At 45.2% G+C, this 21,940-nt stretch carries 19 protein-coding genes and 1 pseudogene; 2 read left to right on the forward strand and 18 right to left on the reverse strand.

Annotation, left to right across the window (positions count from 1 at the left end; genetic code table 11):
- Positions 1-54: 54 nt before the first annotated feature.
- From PCAR9_RS18925 to PCAR9_RS18965, 11 genes and pseudogenes are all read right to left on the reverse strand, one after another.
- Positions 55-606 (reverse strand): hypothetical protein, encoded by a 552-nt coding sequence (locus PCAR9_RS18925; RefSeq protein WP_179984930.1) that lies wholly within the window; start codon positions 604-606, stop codon positions 55-57.
- Between the two features lie 208 nt (positions 607-814).
- Positions 815-1,165, reverse strand: a complete 351-nt coding sequence (locus tag PCAR9_RS18930; RefSeq protein ID WP_179984931.1) for a hypothetical protein — start codon at positions 1,163-1,165, stop codon at positions 815-817.
- Positions 1,162-1,893: a TnsD family Tn7-like transposition protein gene (locus tag PCAR9_RS18935; protein WP_179984932.1), complete on the reverse strand. Its 732-nt coding sequence runs from the start codon at positions 1,891-1,893 to the stop codon at positions 1,162-1,164. The genes PCAR9_RS18930 and PCAR9_RS18935 overlap by 4 nt, the downstream gene beginning before the upstream one ends.
- Before the next feature lie 27 nt (positions 1,894-1,920).
- Positions 1,921-2,670, reverse strand: a complete 750-nt coding sequence (locus tag PCAR9_RS18940) for a TniQ family protein (protein ID WP_179984933.1) — start codon at positions 2,668-2,670, stop codon at positions 1,921-1,923.
- A 1-nt stretch (position 2,671) separates the two neighbouring features.
- Positions 2,672-4,327, reverse strand: coding sequence for an AAA family ATPase (locus PCAR9_RS18945; RefSeq protein WP_179984934.1), 1,656 nt, complete (start codon positions 4,325-4,327; stop codon positions 2,672-2,674).
- On the reverse strand, positions 4,327-4,872 hold the full coding sequence (locus tag PCAR9_RS20145; RefSeq protein ID WP_232091256.1) for a hypothetical protein: 546 nt from the start codon (positions 4,870-4,872) through the stop codon (positions 4,327-4,329). Before PCAR9_RS20145 ends, PCAR9_RS18945 begins: the two co-directional genes overlap by 1 nt.
- 61 nt (positions 4,873-4,933) lie before the next feature.
- The gene (locus PCAR9_RS20150; RefSeq protein ID WP_232091257.1) at positions 4,934-6,277 is read right to left on the reverse strand and encodes a TnsB C-terminal domain-containing protein; all 1,344 of its coding nucleotides are present in this window, start codon (positions 6,275-6,277) and stop codon (positions 4,934-4,936) included.
- A 12-nt stretch (positions 6,278-6,289) separates the two neighbouring features.
- Positions 6,290-6,361 (reverse strand): annotated as a pseudogene (locus PCAR9_RS20280) (hypothetical protein); the annotation flags it as partial.
- 31 nt (positions 6,362-6,392) lie between these two features.
- The gene (locus PCAR9_RS18955) at positions 6,393-7,220 is read right to left on the reverse strand and encodes a TnsA endonuclease C-terminal domain-containing protein (protein WP_179984935.1); all 828 of its coding nucleotides are present in this window, start codon (positions 7,218-7,220) and stop codon (positions 6,393-6,395) included.
- An 84-nt stretch (positions 7,221-7,304) separates the two neighbouring features.
- Positions 7,305-8,414: a YiiX/YebB-like N1pC/P60 family cysteine hydrolase gene (locus PCAR9_RS18960; protein WP_179984936.1), complete on the reverse strand. Its 1,110-nt coding sequence runs from the start codon at positions 8,412-8,414 to the stop codon at positions 7,305-7,307.
- A gap of 398 nt (positions 8,415-8,812) precedes the next feature.
- Positions 8,813-9,772: a hypothetical protein gene (locus PCAR9_RS18965; protein ID WP_179984937.1), complete on the reverse strand. Its 960-nt coding sequence runs from the start codon at positions 9,770-9,772 to the stop codon at positions 8,813-8,815.
- A 655-nt stretch (positions 9,773-10,427) separates the two neighbouring features.
- Between PCAR9_RS18965 and PCAR9_RS18970 the strand changes: the two genes are divergently transcribed.
- The gene (locus PCAR9_RS18970; RefSeq protein WP_179984938.1) at positions 10,428-11,219 is read left to right on the forward strand and encodes a hypothetical protein; all 792 of its coding nucleotides are present in this window, start codon (positions 10,428-10,430) and stop codon (positions 11,217-11,219) included.
- A 389-nt stretch (positions 11,220-11,608) separates the two neighbouring features.
- Here PCAR9_RS18970 and glmS read toward each other — a convergent pair whose 3' ends face one another.
- The 4 genes from glmS to glmU all read right to left on the reverse strand — a co-directional run bounded on the left by glmS (position 11,609) and on the right by glmU (position 17,191).
- Positions 11,609-13,441: a glutamine--fructose-6-phosphate transaminase (isomerizing) gene (gene glmS / locus PCAR9_RS18975; RefSeq protein ID WP_179984939.1), complete on the reverse strand. Its 1,833-nt coding sequence runs from the start codon at positions 13,439-13,441 to the stop codon at positions 11,609-11,611.
- Between the two features lie 2 nt (positions 13,442-13,443).
- The gene (locus PCAR9_RS18980; RefSeq protein ID WP_179985287.1) at positions 13,444-14,253 is read right to left on the reverse strand and encodes a DeoR/GlpR family DNA-binding transcription regulator; all 810 of its coding nucleotides are present in this window, start codon (positions 14,251-14,253) and stop codon (positions 13,444-13,446) included.
- 202 nt (positions 14,254-14,455) lie between these two features.
- The gene (locus PCAR9_RS18985) at positions 14,456-15,496 is read right to left on the reverse strand and encodes a Gfo/Idh/MocA family oxidoreductase (RefSeq protein WP_179984940.1); all 1,041 of its coding nucleotides are present in this window, start codon (positions 15,494-15,496) and stop codon (positions 14,456-14,458) included.
- 336 nt (positions 15,497-15,832) lie between these two features.
- The gene (gene glmU, locus PCAR9_RS18990; protein ID WP_179984941.1) at positions 15,833-17,191 is read right to left on the reverse strand and encodes a bifunctional UDP-N-acetylglucosamine diphosphorylase/glucosamine-1-phosphate N-acetyltransferase GlmU; all 1,359 of its coding nucleotides are present in this window, start codon (positions 17,189-17,191) and stop codon (positions 15,833-15,835) included.
- Positions 17,192-17,423: 232 nt separating this feature from the next.
- Between glmU and PCAR9_RS18995 the strand changes: the two genes are divergently transcribed.
- A complete protein-coding gene (locus tag PCAR9_RS18995) occupies positions 17,424-18,845 on the forward strand; it encodes a sensor domain-containing diguanylate cyclase (protein ID WP_179984942.1) in 1,422 nt (473 codons plus the stop codon).
- Between the two features lie 17 nt (positions 18,846-18,862).
- On the opposite strand, the gene PCAR9_RS19000 is transcribed toward PCAR9_RS18995, so the two are convergent.
- The 3 genes from PCAR9_RS19000 to PCAR9_RS19010 are packed head-to-tail and all read right to left on the reverse strand — an operon-like array spanning position 18,863 to position 21,735.
- Positions 18,863-19,747, reverse strand: coding sequence for a DMT family transporter (locus tag PCAR9_RS19000; protein WP_179984943.1), 885 nt, complete (start codon positions 19,745-19,747; stop codon positions 18,863-18,865).
- Positions 19,748-19,765: 18 nt separating this feature from the next.
- Complete coding sequence (locus tag PCAR9_RS19005) at positions 19,766-20,278, reverse strand: methylated-DNA--[protein]-cysteine S-methyltransferase (protein WP_179984944.1); 513 nt, start codon at positions 20,276-20,278, stop codon at positions 19,766-19,768.
- A 2-nt stretch (positions 20,279-20,280) separates the two neighbouring features.
- Positions 20,281-21,735, reverse strand: a complete 1,455-nt coding sequence (locus tag PCAR9_RS19010; protein ID WP_179984945.1) for a DNA-3-methyladenine glycosylase 2 family protein — start codon at positions 21,733-21,735, stop codon at positions 20,281-20,283.
- Between the last annotated feature and the right edge of the window lie 205 nt (positions 21,736-21,940).

Below are 21,940 nucleotides of genomic sequence, written 5' to 3' on the forward strand. Positions count from 1 at the left end.
GGCGAACTTGTTCAGATAAAGGTGTGCATCATCAGTTTGATCGTCGAGATTATTTCATTCGGCGCTGGGTAAGCTCCCCTCTGGGCCTTGTTCTTCGACGCTGACATCACGAGAGGCTTTATCCGGCTCGCTATTGTCCCGTCTACCTCGATCAGCCGATTTTTGTCTTCCACTGATTTTAGATGTTTCGACTGCCTTTATGAATTCAAATAAAGTTGCATTTGCACTGAGCATTACTGGCTTATTTTCCCGACTGCCCTCTTCGAGGTCATAAATACTATGACTTAAGGGTCTCTCAGCATCACGCCCTGTACCGCCATATTCGCCATGTACCTGTGTGAAAAATCTTGCGCTTAAAAAGTCCACGCTCTCTGGGATATTAGTAGCGATATTCTTCACACTTGAGACCTCATAAATGAGCATAGTTCGGCTATCAACGTCTAGGTTCCCGCGCATATCTAACGTGACACCTGGTAAATCAGGAGGATCAAACCGAAAATTCCACCGTCGATACTGCCCTTGTATGTAACCATGGTTCAACTGATATTGTGCGATACTGTTGTAAGAATGGCGTGCTTCCATATCTAGTAACAACCATGCGAGCATGCGAGCATGCGCCTGAAACTGAAATCGTTAAACTGTTCCCAGTTTCCTGAAAAAGTATCCAAAACTGTGACAATTGCTTTCTGGTTATCTTTGTCTGATTCGACAATATATTCGTTGTTTAGCAGGTCGTGCACTACCGATGATCGGGCGAGATAGCCGTAATGAAAAAAAAGCGCTCGGGCTAGTTCGAATTGAGGCAGGTATGCGGTTATCCCATCCGATAATTGAAAAAAAAACACAACTGCTGCGCTTCTTTCGGCAACTTTCTTTCTCGAGCAGGGCAGTTACTGATTACATCGACTAACCAATCACTTGTTGAGGATATTGTGTGGGATTTTTCTACCCCTCTTGGGTAGTAATTTTTGGTAGGATTGATGATTCTCTTTCGAATCAGAATAGGGGCGTTCGATAAAGTTATTGCGTCCTTACTGCTTTCTTTACTTGGGTAGATGCTGAGGTTCACTCCCCACTGATTTCCACCTTTTCTACAGAAAAAGTCTCCGATACCGTTTATCCAGGTATCGTCTTTGAATCCTTTTAATCGGGTACTACTATTCAAATCCCGAGTAACTCCTTAAGAAAGTTTTTAGCCTCTTCGGTTAACCGTTCCTCACTCAACCCAGACAACTTCAATACCTGCCAACGTTTTAGCACATCACCGGCAAGAACGGCTTTGACCACAACCCGGCTAATTCTTCTAACCTGATATTCAAATATACTTTCACAGTATCGATCGAAAAACAAACTGCACAAAGGCAGTAATTCCAGGTGCTTCTCTATAGCAGCTCGGTGCTTCAGTTGGTTCAGATACCAGTTCTTCGAGAATCGGGGAGCATCCAGACTGCATTCACCTTCGTTGCGCAGTGCTATCAGGGCTTTGACTGTATCCACGTCTCGCTTTCGCCAGCTCACTTTAGGCTGGTGTCTCGGTAGAGGTATTCTGTGGCCCTGATTGATTTCTATCAGCCAGTTTCTGTCATAACGATACAACGAGGCGTACAAGTCTCCGTATCCGTTAAGGCGGGCCAGTTTGGTTCCTTGTTTTTCTAGGGCGTCGAGCCATCGGCTACGGTAGTCCTCCAAGCGTGTTTGACCCATTTCCTGCACCACATTAGTTGAGGTCTTGGTTTTCAGATGGAGTCGTGCAACAAAACTAACCACATCGGCCAGCTTCCATCCGGGCTTCAGCAAGGCATGCAGGACGATTAGGTGCTCGAGATAACTGAATGCTTTGCGGTGTTTGCGAAACATATTCCGAAGCCAGTTTGACTCGCCGCTGTCTGGCATGAGTTTTTGCCCGGTCAGCCAGTCAGCTCACCAAAACGCGATGACTTTTTGCTCTACCTGTTCATGGTGTACTTGGCTCCCGCGATTAAGCTGATGGTCTGCTGCGGGTTTTTTATACCAATAACCCCATTGCACAAGTTCAGGCACTGCAATCTGCTTAAGATTCAGAAGCTCACGTATGCTTTGCGCTATTAAATCGCTTTGCCAGCAACCCGGCCTTTGCTCTGCCTGTATGCTGGTCTCTGCATTGAGGGGAGTATACTGGTGGCGGTGAACATCGTGGCGACGAATGTCTGAGTCAATAAGATTTCCATGGATCGGGCAACTGTCTGCGCCAACCACCTGCCAATCCCGCCGCCAGTAAGACTCTCCAAATTTGTGCAGTTGCTTTTTGATGCACCCAGGGCAATATCGGAGGTATTCAGGTTGCTTAACACGCGAAGCTGCTGCGCCTGACGTTAAATGGACGGAGCTCTTGCCGTTTGCAGTAAGCTCCCGGATGAGTGCTATGCGCCGAGCTTCGCCCATGAAGAACGCATACAAGGGAAAGAGTGTATTGTGATAGAGCAGATCACAAGGCGTTATACCGGCTTTTTCCGGGTAAAGTGCTGCGATGCGATTCAAATGCCCAGGTAGATCAGATGTTGCGATAACTCTGGTATCACCATAAACATCCTGCAGCAGCTCTTTGGGTGAGATGATACCGCTATGAACCCCATGCCTTGCGATGGTGCTGTAAAGCAGTTCATCGCGGTAAGGCAGGGGAAAGCCCAGCATATCAGCCCACTTCTTTCAGCCAATTAGGCAAATCAAACAGTTCCTTGCCATATTGCAGTTCGTGATAAAAACGGCCTTTTTCTGCCTGAGAAAACTTGAACCGCAGATCGTCTGAAGGCAGCGTATGCCAGCTGGTTGGTTTGACCTTTTCTGTCTTCGGTTTGCTGGCTTTTGGCGGACTGTAATACCAGTCCAGTATGACCCGGCTTAGTTCGGGTAGCGAAAGATCAGGGTACTGTTGGAAGGCATTTTCGATCAGCGGCTCCAGTAATCCGGATTCGCACCCCATCCCTTGCAGCATGGTATACAGACGCAATGCTTTTTCATTACTGCCAAAGGCCGGTCTGCGCTGCTTTTCGGTCTGCCGCTCATCAATCACCTGCTTTAATTCAAGCAGGCGTTTGTCGATATCAGGCAACTGTAAATCCGAATACTTAACAATAAGTTCGGGGGCGCCTCTGCGCAGAGCATCGAGCATGGGATGTACCGGCTTCAGTTCCTGCTGGTACACGGTACTCAGCAGTTTAACGGTAATTCGTTCAAGCCCTGTGGATATAGCCCGCATCTGTGCAAGTACAAACAGCTTTACCACGATATCAAGCACACCCTGTGACAAGTCAAACCAACAGTCGCGGATTTCGTCACTCAACACTTCATCCCGGTTTGTCAGCCACTGATACTGCCAGAGCTTGTCGGTAAAGGCCTGCCACTCTGTTTTTCTGGGCTTACCCGTTTTCGGGTTCATTCTGACCGGCCCCGGTTTCATCGGCTCCCAGAACAATGAGCCAAAACCGGCACTGCGCCGACCGGCCTGTAATTCCATTTCGAATATGGGCCTAGCTTTTGGAGTTCCCACCATTACCACGGGTACACCGATAACGTTTACCAGAGCGACAAAAAATTCCAGCATGGCTTCTTTACTGATGGAGCGCTTCAGTGTCAGCCGCTGAATCTCGTCGATAACCAGTACGCCCACAGCCCTTTGTGTTGCCACCTGCCCCATTAAAGAAAGCAGCACTTCGGTGCTGTGACGCTTACGGGCGTACTTTTCCTCATAGCCAGTATGCAGAGTACGATCTATCTCACGAAAGAAGTTCAGGCACAAGCTTTTAAGTGAGCCGTCGGAGGGGCATTCGATCCTCAGGTTGGGCAGTTGAATGGCGTTGTAATCCTGATGATAGATAACCTGAGGATAAGTTGCCAATATGCGGTTAATGGTCGAACTTTTACCACTGCCGGAACAACCAATCAGAGACAGGCTCTTGGCTGTGGAGTTGGTTTGTGAAAACCTGAAATCACTTGTGACACCCGACATGATCCGTTGGTAGCCTTCCTGCATTTTCTTGTTCAGCGAACCGTCAGCGATATTGCGGCCCACATAACCGCCCCGGATCATGACGGAAATTTTCTCTTCCATTTGTTTGTGGATGGAAAGAGGCTGAAAGAAATCATCAAGTAATGCACTGACCTGGTGAGCACGAAGATGTCCCTTGCCGAAACAATCCTGTGGATTAAACTCAACTTTACCGGTGAGTTTTACCTTGAGAGCCTGGAGATCCATTATTGGCGGTAAGGCCTCGATCAATGGATTGCCACGATAGCGTTCAAGCCCAGGATCGGCATATACCGCCTCAACATAGTTTTCAGGCAAAGGCATCAGTCGTCGTCTCCAAACAGCTCATCCACATAATCCGGATAGTCCAGATCTGGCTCGGGGTCGGACAGGTGAATCACTTTGCCTAGGCTGCGATTACTGTCAGCATCCGGACGGCGTGCCTTTTCTGCTCTTTCTCTGGCTTTTTCCTGACGCTTGTTTTCATTGATCGCTCTGACCCGCTGCGCATTGGGAATGCCGAAAGTATCCGGGGCCACCTTGGTTGCATGACTGATTTTGTCGATTACAAATTCTTCGTGTTGCCGTTTTTTGGCTCCGGATTGTACTTTTGCTTTACCGGTTGTTTTCTTTTGTTCCCCTCTGATCTGCCAGACGTCCCAGAATGACGCTCCCCGAAACTCCCGGGAACGGTCAGCCAGGTTACAGATCCAATATTTGTTGCTGCCTTTCTCGGGGAACAGGTAAATTTGGTCAGCAACCAATGGGTCATAGGCGGCTTCCAGCGTCGCTGGTCGCTTCACTTTTCTACCCCGGTGTGTCCAGCCCAGTTGCAAAAATTCAGGTGAAGTGTAGTAGAGGCCAAACAAACAGACCCCCAATTCGGAAATACTCGCCGTTTTTCTGGGTAACAGGGCAACCCGCAATGCGTCAGGCTCGACGTGATGTAAGGCGGCCAGTTCTGTACTGCAGCCCCCAATTCCACAAATGGACTGGAGTTGTCGGCAGGCCCGTTGGCATGTCAGGGTCTCTGTCGTACTTCTCAAGTACGGCGTACTGGTTGTGATAGAGCACCGAAGACAGGATAATTTGCTCAAATTCTTTAACTGAGAGTTTAGCATCTAGCCGATAATCCTTACCACCGCGCTTTTTAACCCGGTTTCCGGTGACATAACCTGGTACAAAGGATCCAAATGAAGCCTGAACCGTCTTAAAGTTGCGCTCTACAATGCCCTCAACGTCGCCTCTATAGGGAGGGGTGTTTTCTATTCGAACAGCAAAATTACTTTCTAGATTTTCTATTTGGTGCCCCAGCAATTCGCCACGATCTGCAAGAATTGCATCCGGTAGTCCAACACTGGGCCAGTGTTCAGACTCTATGTCGAACCCGAGTTCCTTGCAGTAACCTGTTTTGTCTGTCACGGCCATATACAAGGCTTGCATTGCGGCGACATAAGAGGCACTTTCGAAGCCAATATAGAAACCGGCTACCATCCGGCTGAATACATCGATCACCATGTATACTACCGGACGACCGACGATATTGCCCCGCTCACTGTCGGAAACAACATACACGTCGGCAATGGTCGCATCTATCTCGTATCGGCTACCCGGCCCAAGTACCTGAGTATTCGCCGTGCTATGCAGGGGCCGGATATCTTTGTTGTATTCATTGGTTGAAATCTGCTTTTTGAGTTTTTCTGCTTGAAGGTACTCACGCTTATAGAAATGCATCATTTGCCAGTTGCTGGGCAGTTCCTCTTCAGCAGTATCTGGGAAATAGTTCAGGTACATTGTGTTGAAGCGACGGTGAGCATAAGGAAAGGAATACCCCTTGTCTTTTAACAGGTAACGGTCGATTGCAATACGGAACAGCCGTTCCACAAACTCATCTACCTTCGCGCCCACACCGGGTGTGTATTTGCGTGGACGGCCCAGCTTTTTGTCTTTGGCGATTCGCCTTTTTCCTTTACCACCAGAGTTCTTGTAGTCGGGTAGAAGAGCGTTTGGTGTCTGCCCACGCTGCCAATAACGTCTAGCAAGCCTATAGAGGGTTTGTTTGGTCGAGCCTTTCTCGGCAAGAATGCGTTTGATGGCTGCGCCACGGCTTTTGGGCTCATAATAATCAGGCAGGTGTAATAATGGCTCAATCAGATGATAATTACTGTCTCGCTTGGCTTTGGCTATGGTGCCCTCTTTAGGTGACTCGAAAGCCAATTCCTTAAAGGGATCTTCAATCCGGTCGAGGCTTTCCTGTTCGATTGCTTCTGACAAGTCTCTCACTGACGTTATCTCAGGAAAGGCTGACCCATCGTCAATATCGATCCAAACCAAAAACTCCCCCAGTGGTTGCAGCACCCGATAACGCTACTCACCGAATTTCAACACTTCATTGATTCGAAACAAGATACATCTCCCGGATAAGAGCAACATCTCCGGCCCGTAAATCCTTAGCTTTTAGTTTGGTTGTGGGTATGAAAATGTCAAAAGTGAAGTAGCGCTTTGCTAACAGCTGCCTGACCTCATAGAGTGATTCTCCCAATGGCAAATCGTACACAGCATCAAGTTCTTTGCAGATTGCTATAATTGTTTTGTTTGGGCTCTTTACAAAATGATGCGCATAGAACTCAATTTGCTGAAGCTGCAGTTCCGCATCTTCTTCTTTTCGTTGGGCTGGATAAAGCCAATTGATATTCTTTGTCACCACCGCGGATATATCTTTCTCAGTTATTAGATACCACGGCAACCCTTTATCCTGCCAATATCGACGCTCGATCTCCAGTTTCTCAACCGTTCTGGAGTCTTGCAGAGCTGAAGCGTATTTTGCCTGCAATACAAATCTGGGCTCGCTTTCATTGACTGAATCAACCAAAAAGTCTGATGACATATACTGATTAGTGCCAGCGACACTAGGGTGCTTAATGCCTGCGGCCCTAGCTAACTGTCGAGTGCTATCACGCTCCAGTGGGAATTGCTCCCGTATTTGGGTGATTTCGCTGTGCCATTCCAGCATCAGGAATACGGAAAGCTCAAGATCTGATAGCAAATGATGGGTACGTTTGGACTTGTGACCAAACACACGGTGTACCCTTCCTAAAGAAGGCAAATCTCTTACTGTTAACCAAGGTTTGTAACCTGAATTCAGCCCTCGACCTCTGCCTTCCTTAATCCACTTTGCAAATTGCGTCTCGGAGAACCCGCCGCCTTTTGAGGCCATGTATACACCGCCGATATTTCTAGATTAAGCGAGAATAGGCCTTACCACATAAGTATGCAACTTTATTACTTATTGTAATATATCTTACGAATCCTCTAGCTCTTTTCTTCCTAACTCAATAATTCTTTGACAGAAAAAGTTCGTTTTTCTCAAATGATCCGCAGTCTTTAACTCTCCCAAACACTCAAGTCCATGGCTAATTACAAAAATTCTTCTTGCTATATCATTTAAAAGGTTGATGTAGAGTTCAATATGTAGATTATAAAATTTCAGCCTCCGCTGACTCGCATAGGCTATAAACCCATCCAAACATTGGCTAAATCTTCTTAACATTTCTGGCTCTTTCTCATACTGACTAATAATGAAGGCATGAGGATCGCTCTGTTCTTTCATTACTGAATCAAAAAGTATATAGTTATATCTATATGGGTTAACTTTAGAATCATACTTGTAGTATTCCAAATAACCAGAACTTTTCACATATTCAGAGACCTGTTCGTCGAATTCTGGGTATTTAAGTAGAAACTCATTTACATCATTTAATGTATCTATTTCAATATCTTTGATATTTTTATTAGTTTTCACCAAATCTCGGACCTGTCCTAGCCACTGAAAAGTCTGCATTTGATGCTGAATATTCGGGTCTATTGTATTAGCAAACTCAGCTTCTTCTGGAGAAGCAACTTTTATAACATCAGTTACTTGATGAAAGGCATTACAAAGGCCTAGCTGTTTAGGTGTGCAATATGCTGGGTTTCTTAGGTTACCCAAATCAACTCCTGCATATTCATAAGCTTTAGCGACAAGTCGAGAACAAAATTGTTTTCTTGTTTCTTCTATTTTCAGAAGCGATCTAGCTCGAATCGTAATAGCTTCTGGCAAAGCATATAAACTCCCACATTTTGAACGAGCAAAAATACACAATTTTTGTATCTGCTGTTCTGATAATTGGCTTTTATGCCTAAAGATAGCCACCTGACTCTCTTTTTCAAATGGCAATCTTTGCGGGTTTTTAGAGAACACACCTTCTAGAGTGGCCTCTATTGTCGTACCGCCGACATAAATTGCTGCGTGAGAGTACTTACCTAAAGTCATAAATCGAATGCCATAACTGGAAAATGACTTGGTTGAAGAGAGAATTATGTCTCCGAGCTTAAGTTTATCTATATCTAAGAGGTACGTTGTTTCATCCATAAATAAATTCCTGAGAAATATAGTGAAGACGAAGTCTGTTTAACGCAAGATACCATTTAACGTTAAACTGGCATAGCTGCCGGCTATTTCGTGCAGTATTGGTATTAAACTATATGACTTAGTATGATACTTTATTACTTTCCCGCAGTATGGTCATTCTCTACTGTCTGGGTGCAGCTGGGGCTTCATTATTGAGCCGGTGGTTTTTAACCGACTAGTTCGTGAAATCTCTTGCTGGTTTGATAAGCAAATTGGCTGAGGTAGGCATGTAGCGTGAGAGCGGTGCTCTGCTGGATTGATAGTGTGATTACGTCAAAATCGCTCGGTACCTGTACCAAATGTATCCTTCGGTAATCACACTGATGCATCTTGAAGCTAAAAGAAGAGATTACCCTGCATTATTTTCCGCAATCGGGTGGGGTGTGGCAACCAGCATCAGAAACCCTGCCGTCAGGCCACTCAACTGTCGTACATACTGCTAAACAGCCGCCGCCTACTCCTCCCGAAGCAGGTGGAAGAGAGCTTGATGAAGTAGATATGTTTGGTACACTATCTAAATACTTCAAAAAAGAAATTGCATTCACTGCTGAACCTAAACTTCCGTTTTCAATTAAGCTTTTAAATTGTTTGGCTTCTAAGTCATTCAATGGCATTCTTGTGCCGTCCGCAAAATATGCTCGGTTTGTACATGTGACCTTGATATAAGGCTTTCCATCTTTGGCAATTAATTCCAGCTTAACTTCCAATAAGGATTCATCATCGAAGGGAATACTAATAATGCTAGTGTTATATTTATTAGTAAGCATGTCGATCACTTCTTTTTTAAATAGCTCTAAAAAGGGTATTTTTTTAAGCTTACTGTCTACCAGCAAACTTTGCTGCTGATATTCATCTAATGTTTCTAAAATTTCCTCTATTGACGCTGCAACACCAGCTTTATATTGCGGATTAAGGCCATCAGCAGCACTTTTATAGATATCATGACCTTCCATCGTGACATCATATTCTCCGACGCTTTGAATGGTGTAGGCAATCTTAGAGTAGGCGTTCGAAATATCCTTTATATCACGTTCTATCTGATTTTGATTATGCCTGGTGGGCTTCATCTTTACAGATGAACCTCCACTTGGAAAGCCTCCTCCTGAACCGCTTGATGATACAACTTCAAACTCTCTAAAATTACCAGTCATTGGGTCAATTATAAGAATGTCTTTAAAAGTAGGAGCTTGGAGGATATAGATTTCGGCGAGATTTCTCATTTGTGCATCAGAACATCGCTCACATTCCAGAACTTCCGCATTTTGCCCAAAAGCATTAAAAGATAAAATCAACGCAAATGTTACGAACAACCTTTTCATAAAAATCCTTTTTCCACATTCTGTTCAATTATCAAGCAGGCTCAAGATTGTCATGCGTTCAGATTACTGTCAACACTTATCAACGTCTTGATGAAGAGAATAAACTAGTTTGCTTCTTGCGCTGATACAGTAATAGTTTTTCTCAACAAGTCTCTCCATTCTCTACACTGTCCTGAGTAATGCGTGCTAGATTGATGTTGGTGGTCGTCGCCGGGTTCCTGATGTATGGCCTTCCGTATCTATGCGCTAATGCGGTTCAGATTATCCACCTCCGGACTAAAGCATGGAGAATCTGTTCGGCCTTCAGTTTGCATTTTGGGGTCTCGTGATTCTCGGTCATTTTTGAGGCAGTTAGGCATCTTACCCACGCATTTTTTATTATTTCTTGCATCTCGGGAAATCGAGGCTACCTTTAATCTGTCATATACTCACAAACCATAGATTATAGGGAATTTGTCATGGACAGATCATTTCTCGTATCTTGTGTTGTATTAGGCCTTGCCGGATGCAGTAGCTTCCAAGCCCCTCAGTATCTGAAGAATCCTCTAGGTCATTCGCTATCATCCCCCGGTTCTGATGACAGAAAAACGCGAGATTTGCTCGCTATAAACATGTTAGCCCTCATTTCTATTTTTAACACACCGAGGATAATCTCATGAGTCCAAGAGAAAAAGTTGTTACAGCAATGGAAAACGGAATTAAAAAAATCGAAGAAGTTTTTACCCCGCTTATTGCGAGTATAGAGCTTAAAATAGGAATTTTACAAAAGGCCGGCCAAGACCCATCAAATTACTTTGACTTAGACGACAATGAGTTCGTTAACTATTTAGAAATTAGGGATGCTTACATCGCCGAAAAGGAGAAAACCGTCAAAGAATTTTCCGCGAAGATGGATGACGAGCTTAAGAAATTCGATGAAGCGGACACGCCAGAAAAAGAGGGTGGAGAGATACCGTGGGCTGAGGTCGCGTTCTATTTACTCGAATCTGCTATGGAAAATGGCATTAAAATTAAAATTGGTGATATTGAATGGGATTCTACCAGACCCCTTGGAGGAGAAGGATCAGTTTTTGAAGAAATGAGAAGTGCTGCTATGCGCAGTATGGGCATTGACCCAGACAGTGATCTCGGCAAAGCATTGAAAGATCCAATTAATGCAATCGGAGATCTTGCTGAAAACCTAGGTGCTGAAGGCGAAAAGGCAATGGAAAATATTCGAATCGCCACAGATAAGGCATTCACTGACGCCAAGCGAGAAAGTGACAAAGCGCTTACAAATGCTAAGAACGCTACTGATAAAGCACTTACCGACGTTAAGCGTGAAGCAGACAAAGCCCTCACAGATGCGAGAAAAACCGTTGAAAAAGCAGTTCGAGATGTAGCGCGGGAGTTAGGTCGTCTTCTTCCCAAGCCGCCCAGTATCAAGCCAATTCGTATAAAGTGGTGAGTGTCCGGTCTGTTGAGAGCTAACAACTGTATGCAGTCGACCCGCTCTCCGCTTCGTCTTCGGCTACGCTACAAGCGGGCGGCTGATACAGGGCGTTGAAAGTCCGCTTAGCAACGAGGTTTTTATTAATTATCCTAAAGTTTTCTCACAGGTAAATGAAACCTATCTATACAAAGCTGTAAAATGAACGAACGCTCCTTGTCTCAAGCAGACCACCGCTTTAGCTGAGGTGATGGCCAACAAATCGCTCAAAGGACACCACCGCTTTCGCGGTGGTGTTGGTACAAAGCGACCAATGAGGTATGAAACTATATTACTCAGTATGGCACTTTAATACTGAGTATGAGACTTTATTACTATCCCACAAAAGTTGCTTTAACAGCGTTGAGCTATTCCACTGTAACCGACTTTGCCAAGTTACGCGGCTGGTCAACGTCCGTACCTTTGATTAACGCTACATAGTAGCTCAATAGCTGTAGCGGCAAGGTATAAATGATAGGTGCAATTGGCTCGTCGCAGTGCGGTACATCAATAACACGCATGGTTTCATCCCCTGCAAACGCGGCATCTTTATCAGCAAATACATACATGATACCGCCACGGGCACGCACTTCTTCAACGTTCGATTTTAGTTTTTCGAGAAGTTCATTATTTGGTGCCACCACAATTACCGGCATTTCATCATCGATTAGCGCAAGCGGACCGTGTTTCAATTCACCAGACGCATAGGCTTCGGCGTGAATGTAAGAAATCTCTTTAAGCTTAAGCGCTCCCTCCATGGCGATAGGATATTGATCGCCACGACCTAGGAACAAACTGTGGTTCTTATCTGCAAATTCTTCAGCTAAATCTTCGATGCCGCCAGTAATAGCTAAGGTCTCTTCAAGCTTGGCAGGCAAGCTGTGAAGCGCAGATACTATGGCCTTGCTGTCGGCCTCGGTCATACCATTCTCTTTGCCTAATGCAAGGGTTAGCATAAGGAAAGCAGCAAGCTGGGTAGTGAAGGCTTTGGTAGACGCTACCCCAATTTCCGCGCCAGCGCGGGTCATAAATGCTAGGTCAGATTCGCGTACCAACGACGAGCCCTGAACGTTACAAATGGTCAAACTAGACATATAGCCAAGCTCTTTGGCTAAGCGAAGTGCGGCTAGCGTATCGGCTGTCTCGCCTGATTGAGAAATCGTAATAAGCAGGCTGTTTGGGTGAACCACTGACTTGCGATAACGAAACTCTGATGCAATTTCTACGTTACACGACACATTGGCGTACTGCTCTAGCCAGTAGCGCGCCGTCATTCCAGCGTGGTAACTAGTACCACAGGCAATAATTTGAACGTGTTTAACCTTTTTATATATTTCATCAGCACCTTCACCAAATACGTCTGCGGTAAGACCGTTCTCATCAATACGATCTTTAAGCGCGTTGCGCACAACCGTTGGCTGTTCGTGTATTTCTTTAAGCATATAGTGGCGATAACCCGCTTTGTCACCCGCATCGTGCTCTACGTTTGACTCAATCACTTCACGCTCGACGGCGTTACCGCCTTTATCAAAGATCTTAACGTCGCGACGCGTGATCTCTGCTACATCGCCTTCTTCTAAAAAGATAAAGCGGCGTGTCACTGGCAGAAGTGCCATTTGATCTGATGCAATAAAGTTCTCGCCAAGTCCTAAACCTATAACTAGCGGGCTGCCTGAGCGTGCAACCACTACGCGGCTTGGGTCTTCTTTATCCATGATGACGGTGCCATAAGCGCCGTGAAAAGTTTTAACCGCACTTTGCACTGCTTCAAGCAGAGCTTTACCCGACTTTAGTTCTTCGTGCACAGTATGAGCAATGGTTTCAGTGTCAGTGTCGCTGGTAAAGGTGTAGCCCTTTTCTTTTAGCTGAGCTTTTAGATTTACGTAGTTTTCAATAATACCGTTGTGAACAACGGCTACGCGCTCGGTTGAAAAGTGCGGGTGAGCATTCGCTTCAGTTACGCCACCATGGGTTGCCCATCGGGTATGTGCAATTCCTGTAGTACCTAAGGCTTCGCCTGCTGCTACCGCGTCAGCCAGCTCTTGTACTTTACCTGTACGACGAATACGGGTAAGCGTACCGTCGTTTTGCAACAGCGCTACACCAGCTGAATCATAGCCGCGATATTCTAGTCTTTTTAATCCTTCTAGAAGAATTTCTACCACGTTACGTTCAGCAACAGCGCCAACAATTCCACACATAATTATTCTCCACTCGGCGCTGCAATAAGCACGGTCACGCCCTGATTTTCAATATTAAGTTTGTCTTCATCACTAATGCCTTCATCAGTAATCAAAACAGAAATGTTTTTCCAGCTCAGCTCTAGGTTAGGCATTTTATGCGTTAATTTTTTTGAGCTGGCTAATACCGCCACCTTTGTTGCAGCCTCGGCCATGGCCCGGGTCACACCAATAAGTTCGTTAAAGGTGGTAGTGCCTCTGTTTACATCAATGCCCGCTGCACCAATAAACGCAATGTCAAAACTATAGGCGCTAACTAACTGTTCAGCCATTGCACCTTGGAACGACTGAGACTGGGCATCCCATGTCCCTCCCACCATCAATACCGTAGGCTCTTTAGCACTTTGGGTAAGATAATTGGCAGTGGATAGCGTATTGGTCATTACCACTAAGTCATCAATATCCGATAGGTAAGGCAAGACTGACGCAGTAGTTGAGCCGCAATCTATAACTATCTTATTGCCCGGTTTAACTAAACCTGCCGCACACTGACCAATTGCTTTAATTATTGGGCTAGGCGTCTGGCTTGAGTAAGCTTCATTAGTGATGGATTGAGAAGAGTGAGTATCTAAGGCTATTGATGGCACAGGCACTGCGCCACCAAACTGGCGAATAAGCAAACCTTGCTGAGAAAGGGCAGCAAGATCTTTTCTTATGGTGACTTCAGAGGTAGCAAAACGCACGGCCAAATCTTCAACTTGTGACTGACCGTGTTCTTTCACCCACGCCACTATCTGTTGGCGGCGCCGTTCAACTGATTGACTACTTTTCAATATAACCTCAATGGCTTTACGAATTACTTTAGCGCTTGCCAGCGCGTTTGGAGCTTGCTGTACAAACACGCCGGCGCGTTAGCTTCATGAGTATTTCGTAAATAATACGCTTCTCACAGCCCATAACTTTCAAAACGAAAGCTATGGATTACAAATTGAAAGCATCGTAAGTTAAATTGAAACTTTGATCAAGATAGTTTGTTTAATTAAACGACAGCGTTTGCTTCTGCTCACTTGCTTGTATAGCTAATTCAATGACCTTGATAACAGGTACGACTGTGCTTGCATCAGCTGGCGAGAACTTACCGTCTTCAATGGCGTGAGCAAGACGATTGAAAAACGTTAGGTATTCACCCTTACGTGTTTCGATAGTTTCTTCCAGCAACTCGCCACTCTCGCTTGCCACCGATAGCACGCCATGTTCTTTATCACTGGTTATTGCCCAGCTTGCATCGTCAAAAGACAATCCCGCTCGTAATTGGTTTTCTTGTGGGTCCAGATAAAACTTTCGAAAGCTACCTTTTGTGCCTTGTAGGTCGTAGCGCATGGTTGCGCTCGCTTGAAAAGCCGAGCTACCCAATTTTATAACCTTATCGCAATAGTGAAGCGTGATATCAAAGGTGTCATTTGATTGCCCGTTTTCACGTAACGTCATTATATTTGCAGACACGGCTTTCGGGTTGCCAAAAAGCTGCAATGCTTGGTCTATTAAATGCGGCCCTAAATCCCAGAAGATACCGCTGCCGGGGCCTTCGTTTTCACGCCATCTATCACGAGGTACTGGGCGAAAACGATCAAAACGGCTTTCCAAGCGTTTAATCTCACCTATTACACCGTCGTCGATAAGCTTTTTAATTGTAAGGAAATCGCCATCAAAGCGCCGGTTTTGATATACACAAAGCTGTTTGTTCTGGCCGTTTGCAAGTGCTACCAGCGCTTCTGCTTCTTCGCTATCCAGTGTAAATGGCTTTTCTACCAACACATGGCAACTGTGCTCTAGTGCCAATTTAGCTTGCGGACCATGAAGATGGTTCGGCGTTGTAATAACCACCAAGTCTACATCGTGAATTTTTAACGCTTCTTCTAACGAGCTGTACACTTCGGCTTCAGGTAAGAGCGCCTTAACCACATCGGGTTTTGATGAAATAACCACATCTACCGAGAACTGCGGAAGGTAATTTAGAAACGGTAAATGGAACGTAGTGGCTGAAAATCCAAAGCCTACGAGTAATGTAGATATCATAGCAGCTCCATGAAATTAGTTATTTTAGGGTAAGTGAACACACACTATCAGCAAATATAGTTAGTGAAAATATCGGATGGTCCGTTATTTGAAAAACTTGAAGTGGGAAGGTTAACTAAAATAGTTAAGCTTGCGACGACGCGCTAAATACTAGTGCTGAAACCTTGCGCTAGATGTTTGCTTTAATCTCCTACACCAAAGGCTTACAACAGTCGTGCATTTCACAGGTAACGTTTTTTGGTAAAACGACTAAGGTACTGGGCTAGCAAATAACGGTTTGTATTTGCCAGCCCTAGTGCTTAAGTGCTGTTAGCAGCCTTTTACCAAGATTTGCTTTTATTTTTTAGTCGGTCGCGGCCAATTTTGAATGTTGCGCTGTTTTCCACGGGCAACGGCTAGTGCGTTATCGTCTACTGTTGACGTAATTACTGAGCCTGCCCCCACAGTGGCGCCATTACCAATGTTCACTGGCGCAACAAGTGATGAGTTGGAGCCGATAAAAGCGTTTTCGCCTATCACGGTTTTTGACTTATTCACGCCATCATAGTTACAGGTAATTGTACCTGCGCCAATGTTCGCTTTGGCACCAACTTCTGCATCGCCTAAATAGGTTAGATGGTTCGCTTTGGCACCTTCACCCAACGTGGCTTTCTTCATTTCTACAAAATTACCCACTTTGGCATTTTTCTGCATTACTGCACCAGGGCGCAATCTTGCGTAAGGGCCAACTGTACAAGCTTCACCAACACTGGCTTCTTCAACAATAGAATTTGCTTCAATCACGGCGTTATCGGCAATGGTACAGTTTCGCAGGATACAGTTAGCGCCAATAGTAACGTTACTGCCTATCGTAACCTTACCTTCAATAATCACATTAACGTCGATAATCACGTCATTACCAGTTTCTAGCTGGCCGCGTAAATCGAAACGAGCAGGATCCAACAAGGTAACCCCGTTCGTCATTAGCTCGTCGGCTTGTCGGTGTTGAAGCGCTCGCTCTAAGTTAGCTAGCTGCAAACGGTTATTTACGCCTTCCACTTCTACAGCCGACTGCGGCTGAGCAGACTGAATGCGCTTGCCTTCATCGGCAGCCATTGCAATAACATCAGTAAGGTAATATTCGCCCTGTGCATTGTCGTTGCTTAACTCGCCCAGCCAACGTTTGAGATCTTTGCCAGACATCATCATCATGCCGGTATTGATTTCTTTAATTTCACGCTGTGCTTCTGTAGCGTCTTTGTGCTCAACTATCGCAGTAATATTGTCATTTTCGCGAATAATGCGGCCCATACCTGTTGGGTCGTCTAAATTCACGGTCAACAAGGCTAAGTCACAGCTTTCCTTCGCTGCTTTTAATGCGCTCAATGTTTCTTCGCGAATAAGTGGTGCGTCGCCAACAAGAACAAGTACATCTTCATCGTCTTTAATATGAGGAGCTGCTTGTTGAACAGCGTGGCCTGTTCCTAACTGTTCGGCCTGTAAGCACCAATTTAAATTATCTTCAGCTATCGTTTCCTTTAGCTGGTCACCGCCATGACCGTAGACCAAATGAATATTATCCGCACCCAGTGATTTTACGGTGTTGATAATTCGCTGCACCATAGGTACGCCACCCACTTTATGTAATACCTTTGGCAACGACGACTTCATACGGGTACCTTTACCCGCTGCTAAGACAACCACTGAGAAAGCCATATAATTCCTTTATTTCGCAAAGAGAATGAAAAAACGGAGCATAGTGTAACTAAGGGACAATAATATGTCAGCGATATCTTCATTTCGAGTTCTGACTGGACGACTTTGCATTGCGTTTTCGCTCTTCGTTATTTAGTCTAAGTTAAGATAAATCGCCTAGTAGTTCATTATTGCAACAGGTATACTTGTCAACTATGTAAGGTTCAGCCAGGCAAGGGAGCATGCGCAGTCTGTGAACACATTTCGTACACTACATAGAAGTATTCTAGTGTTATTTGCGGTAGTGGTTATCGCCATAGTAACACTGGTTCATTTCAGTATTTCAAAAATCGTTGCCGAACAAAGTCGAGCGCAGCAACAGTCATTGTCGCCTGCTATTTCGCTTATCGTCGAGCAACTTCTTAAGCCACTGCATATTTCTGAAGCACTCGGCCACTCTACCGAACTAGTAGACTTAATGGATGGAGAGACTGTAGATCAAGAAGCCGTTTTCAAAACATTGGATCGTCTTGAAAATGAATTCGGATTGTCTTTTTTCATAGCCAGCGAAGCAGACAGAAAGCAATACAATTCTGATGGCAGCATTATTAACCTTATTGAAGGTGAAGTGAGCTGGTACTTTAAATATCGTGATTACCCCGTCGATGCCGTTGCCGATATTGGCAAATGGGAGGACACGCATTTTTATATCGATATAAAAATTCACGATGAAGATGGCCGCTTTTTAGGCTTTTTTGGTGTAGGAAAAAGCTTACGCAGCTTTATTGAAGTATTTGATACCTACAAACAAGAATACGGCTATGACTTCTTATTTGTAGATGGCGAGGGTGACATTATGTTGTCTTCAGACCCAAGCCTTATTGCCTCTTATTCTGATTTTACTAACTTATCAGAGCTCCCTTGGTATGCCAGTCTCCCCATGACTATTCAAAGCGAGCAAGCCTTGAATAATAAGTTAGTCACTATCGACCAAAAAGACTTTCTTATTGCCGAAGTTAAGCTGAATCAATTCGGGTGGACCGTATTTCTTTTAAGTCCGCTAGAAGACCGCCAAGCAGAAATTTCTCAGGCGTTTATCTTTAGCGTGGTAACACTGCTTGTTGTTGTATTCTCACTGTTCTTGCTGATTTACAACCTTCTGTATTATTTCAGAAAAGATATGCAGCCAGACTTAGTGGTACGCCACAGCAACCGTCTGCCTGAAAAGGATAATTTACAGCTTATTTATAAAACGCTACTGGCCGAGCACAAATCGCTAAGCATTATGTTAGTCAGTGTTGATGAACTTTCAGAAATTGTTGATGCCCATGGACGTAACGCGGGTGATGACATTCTAGATAAAGTGGTATCTTACTTAGCTGAGAACATGCGCGAACAGGATGTAGTCGGTAGATGGAGTAGCACTGAGTTTATTATTCTACTGCCTCACACTGGCCCCCATGTGGCATTTGACATGGCGCAAAACCTTCGCCATGGCATCGCTACGCTTCCTCCTCTGCAAGATTTACCCGAGGTAGTAATTACCGCTTCTATTGGTATTTCATATACTGCGTCAACTCGCGCTATGCACGAAGTAACCGCGCATGCTGAAGACGCGCTTTATCAAGCTAAGCGCGACGGCAGCAACTTAGTAAGAATGCAGCTGATAGACTAGCCCAGGAAAACTTCGATTTAAGCAGGTTTAACTTTAAGGCGTTTTCGTTTGAGAACGCCTGTGGTTAGCGCAACACCAAACAAAATCATTAAGCCCCCCACTATGGTTTGAGCTGACAAATGCTCCTGCAAGAAAAGTACGCCCCAAATAATGCCAAATAGCGGCACTAAGTAGGCGACGGTTATTGCCTTTGCCGGGCCAATATCGGCGATAAGTTTGAAATACAAGATATACGCGATACCGGTACCACCGACGGCTAGCGCCACGGCGTTTACCCACGCATTAACGCTTGGCATTGTGTCTGGCAGAGTTGCAAGTGCAAAAGGTGCTAACATAATGCTAGCCATAGCTTGACTGCCTGTGGCCACAACTAAAGGCTTAACCCCTTGTAGCCATTTTTTCATCATGCACGCTGCAATTCCGTAGCCTGTAGTAGCTAAAAGTGCAGTTAAAATGGGTAGGAAGCTGATATCCCCCTCGCCAAGCTTTTGCTGACTAATAACGGTAACGCCGACAAAACCAACAAAAAGCCCAATAACCGCTGACTTTGTTAGTCTATCGCCCAGCCAGAGCCAAGCAACGATAGCCCCAAACATGGGTGCAGTAGCATTCAAAATAGCGTTAACACCTGCCTCTAAGTGCAGACTGCTGTAATTAAAAAGTACAAAAGGGACGGCGGTGTTTGCCAACCCTACTAACGCTATGGCAAGCCAGTGATGCTTAATATCTTTAACCGAGCCGCGCAATAACAGCAGAGGAAATAGCACTGCCGTTGCTAGCAAGGTACGAATTGCCACCAGTACATAAATGCCAAACTCTGGTGCCGCAACACGCATAAAAATAAACGAACCGCCCCATATCCCTGCTAATACCAACAGTGAAATAATGTCTCTTATTGCCATTTTTTAATCACCATTTTCTCATGACCACAGTACCCCCTGGGCTCCCTCTAAATTAAGTAAATACTGCTTACGCGGTAAACCACCTGCGTATCCCGTTAGGGTTTTATTACTGCCAATTATACGATGGCAAGGTACGACAATAGCAATAGGGTTACGACCATTTGCCATACCCACGGCCCTAACGGCTTTTGGGTTGCCTATTGCCTTCGCAATATCTAAATAACTGGCCGTTTCACCGTACTTTACTTGCTGTAAAGCCTGCCATACTTGGTTCTGAAACACGGTGCCTTTAGGAGTAAGCGGTAAATCGAATTTCTGAAGCTGCCCATCGAAGTACGCCTTAAGCTGACGACACCCTTCATCGGTAATTGCGTTAGTGCATGAATGCGTATGGGCGTAAGCTTCATCACCAAGAGCGTTGTATTGCTCAGCTTCATCTGAGCTTAAAAACGCAATGGCCGTTACTCCCTCATCAGTCGCTTCTACTTTGACTGGGCCTTGTACACTATTTACGAAACCTGTGTATATCATGGTTAAGACTCTTTTTGCTGGTTGCTAAGTTGCCAAAGCTGAAGGGTTAAATAGCTGCGCCATGGCGCGGCCTTATCAGGCTCAATCGGATACAGCTGCGCCACTTTACGAACAATTAAATCTCCCCCAAGATAAATATCTGGGTTTCTCTCGCCACGCATCTTTAAATAATCTAATGTCCAGGGCCCCACGCCCTTGATTGCAAGTATATCTTCATGGGCTGGCACGCTATCGCTAACAAATAATTGTGCAAAGCTGCGTAGCGCGTTTTTTCGCGCCTGTGGCATACGCAAAAACTCTAAGTTATTGTCCGCGACAGTTTCTGGTATAGGAAAGCTATAGCACTCACCCGTCTCGGTATCAAAGCCTTGCGAAGAAACGACATTTGATACCCTTTCGCCTAGCTGATGTACAAGTAGCGTTACTTGTCCAATTGCCGCTTTTACACTGACTTGCTGCCCGACAATAGCGCGGCAACCGCTTTCAAATACACTCCACGCGCTAGGAAGGCGTAGACCTGATGTTAGCTGCTTTTGTGACAGCCCTGCCTGCATTAGGCTTTGCTCTATTAATAATGGGTCGGCGTGAAGGTCTAGAACTAGCTTGATGTTTTCTATTACGGTATGAAGAGCGCGTAAATCCGGCATATCAATGTGAACATTGAAGCCGTTGCGCGCCTGATCATGTTCTGCTTTGAAGACACCAGCACTGGAATGACTTGAAAAGTAACGCTGATAACTGTTTTTTGTAACTAGCTCCATTCCCTCAATGGCGCGCGCAGCTAAAAAATCACGTACATAGGGCCAGTTATAAGGAGGGCGATAAGCAAGAAACAGGGATATGGACTTTTGTTCAGCGCCTTGTTTTTTTCTTAGCTGTGTCGGCGAGGTTCCGCAATATTGTTCTACAGCACGCTGCAATTGCCTAAGCGACTGATAACCTGCGGTTAAAGATACATCCGTCATAGACAATGAAGTTTGTTGAATAAGCTGTTTTGCAAACAAAGCGCGCTGCATATTTTGAAACTGTTTAGGCGATATGCCTACCGCATTAACGACCAGCTTATTTAGGTAGCGTTCACTTATTCCTAACCGGCAGGCAATATCTGCCACACTCTCTATAGGAATGGCAGATAATAGCGATAGCGCTCGACTTACTGATGCGCCCACGCCTTTCCAAGCCGCAGAACGAGGCGCGCTGTCGGGTCGACACCGAAAACAAGGACGATAGCCTTGCGCCATAGCCTGAGTCGCATGTTCGAAATAAGTAACATTCTCTTCTTTAGGCAAGCGCGCTGGGCAAATCGGTCTGCAAAAAATGCCCGTGGTTTTTACTGCAACGAAAAATCGACCGTCAAAACGTGGATCTCTGCTAAGTCTCGCTTTGGAGAACACAGACTTACCTAACCCTTCGCTTTCTGAAGCCTTTTCATCTTGCACAACATCGTTATCTAACATAAGTATGCAGCGCTCGCCCTTAAATCGTTACCAGAGCATAGTGTATCGTGTCTTTATTTTTAAGTGCGACAAAATCGGTACTCTATAAAACCAGGGGTAGTATCAGTGAGTATAATAAGCGACATTTGATCATTGATGCGGCTAAACGCATAATAACGAGATAATAATAATGAACGCCCTGTGAAGTAACATTGAAGTCACAGGC

Source organism: Alteromonas macleodii, from assembly GCF_903772925.1.
Taxonomy (GTDB): Bacteria; Pseudomonadota; Gammaproteobacteria; order Enterobacterales; family Alteromonadaceae; genus Alteromonas; species Alteromonas macleodii_A.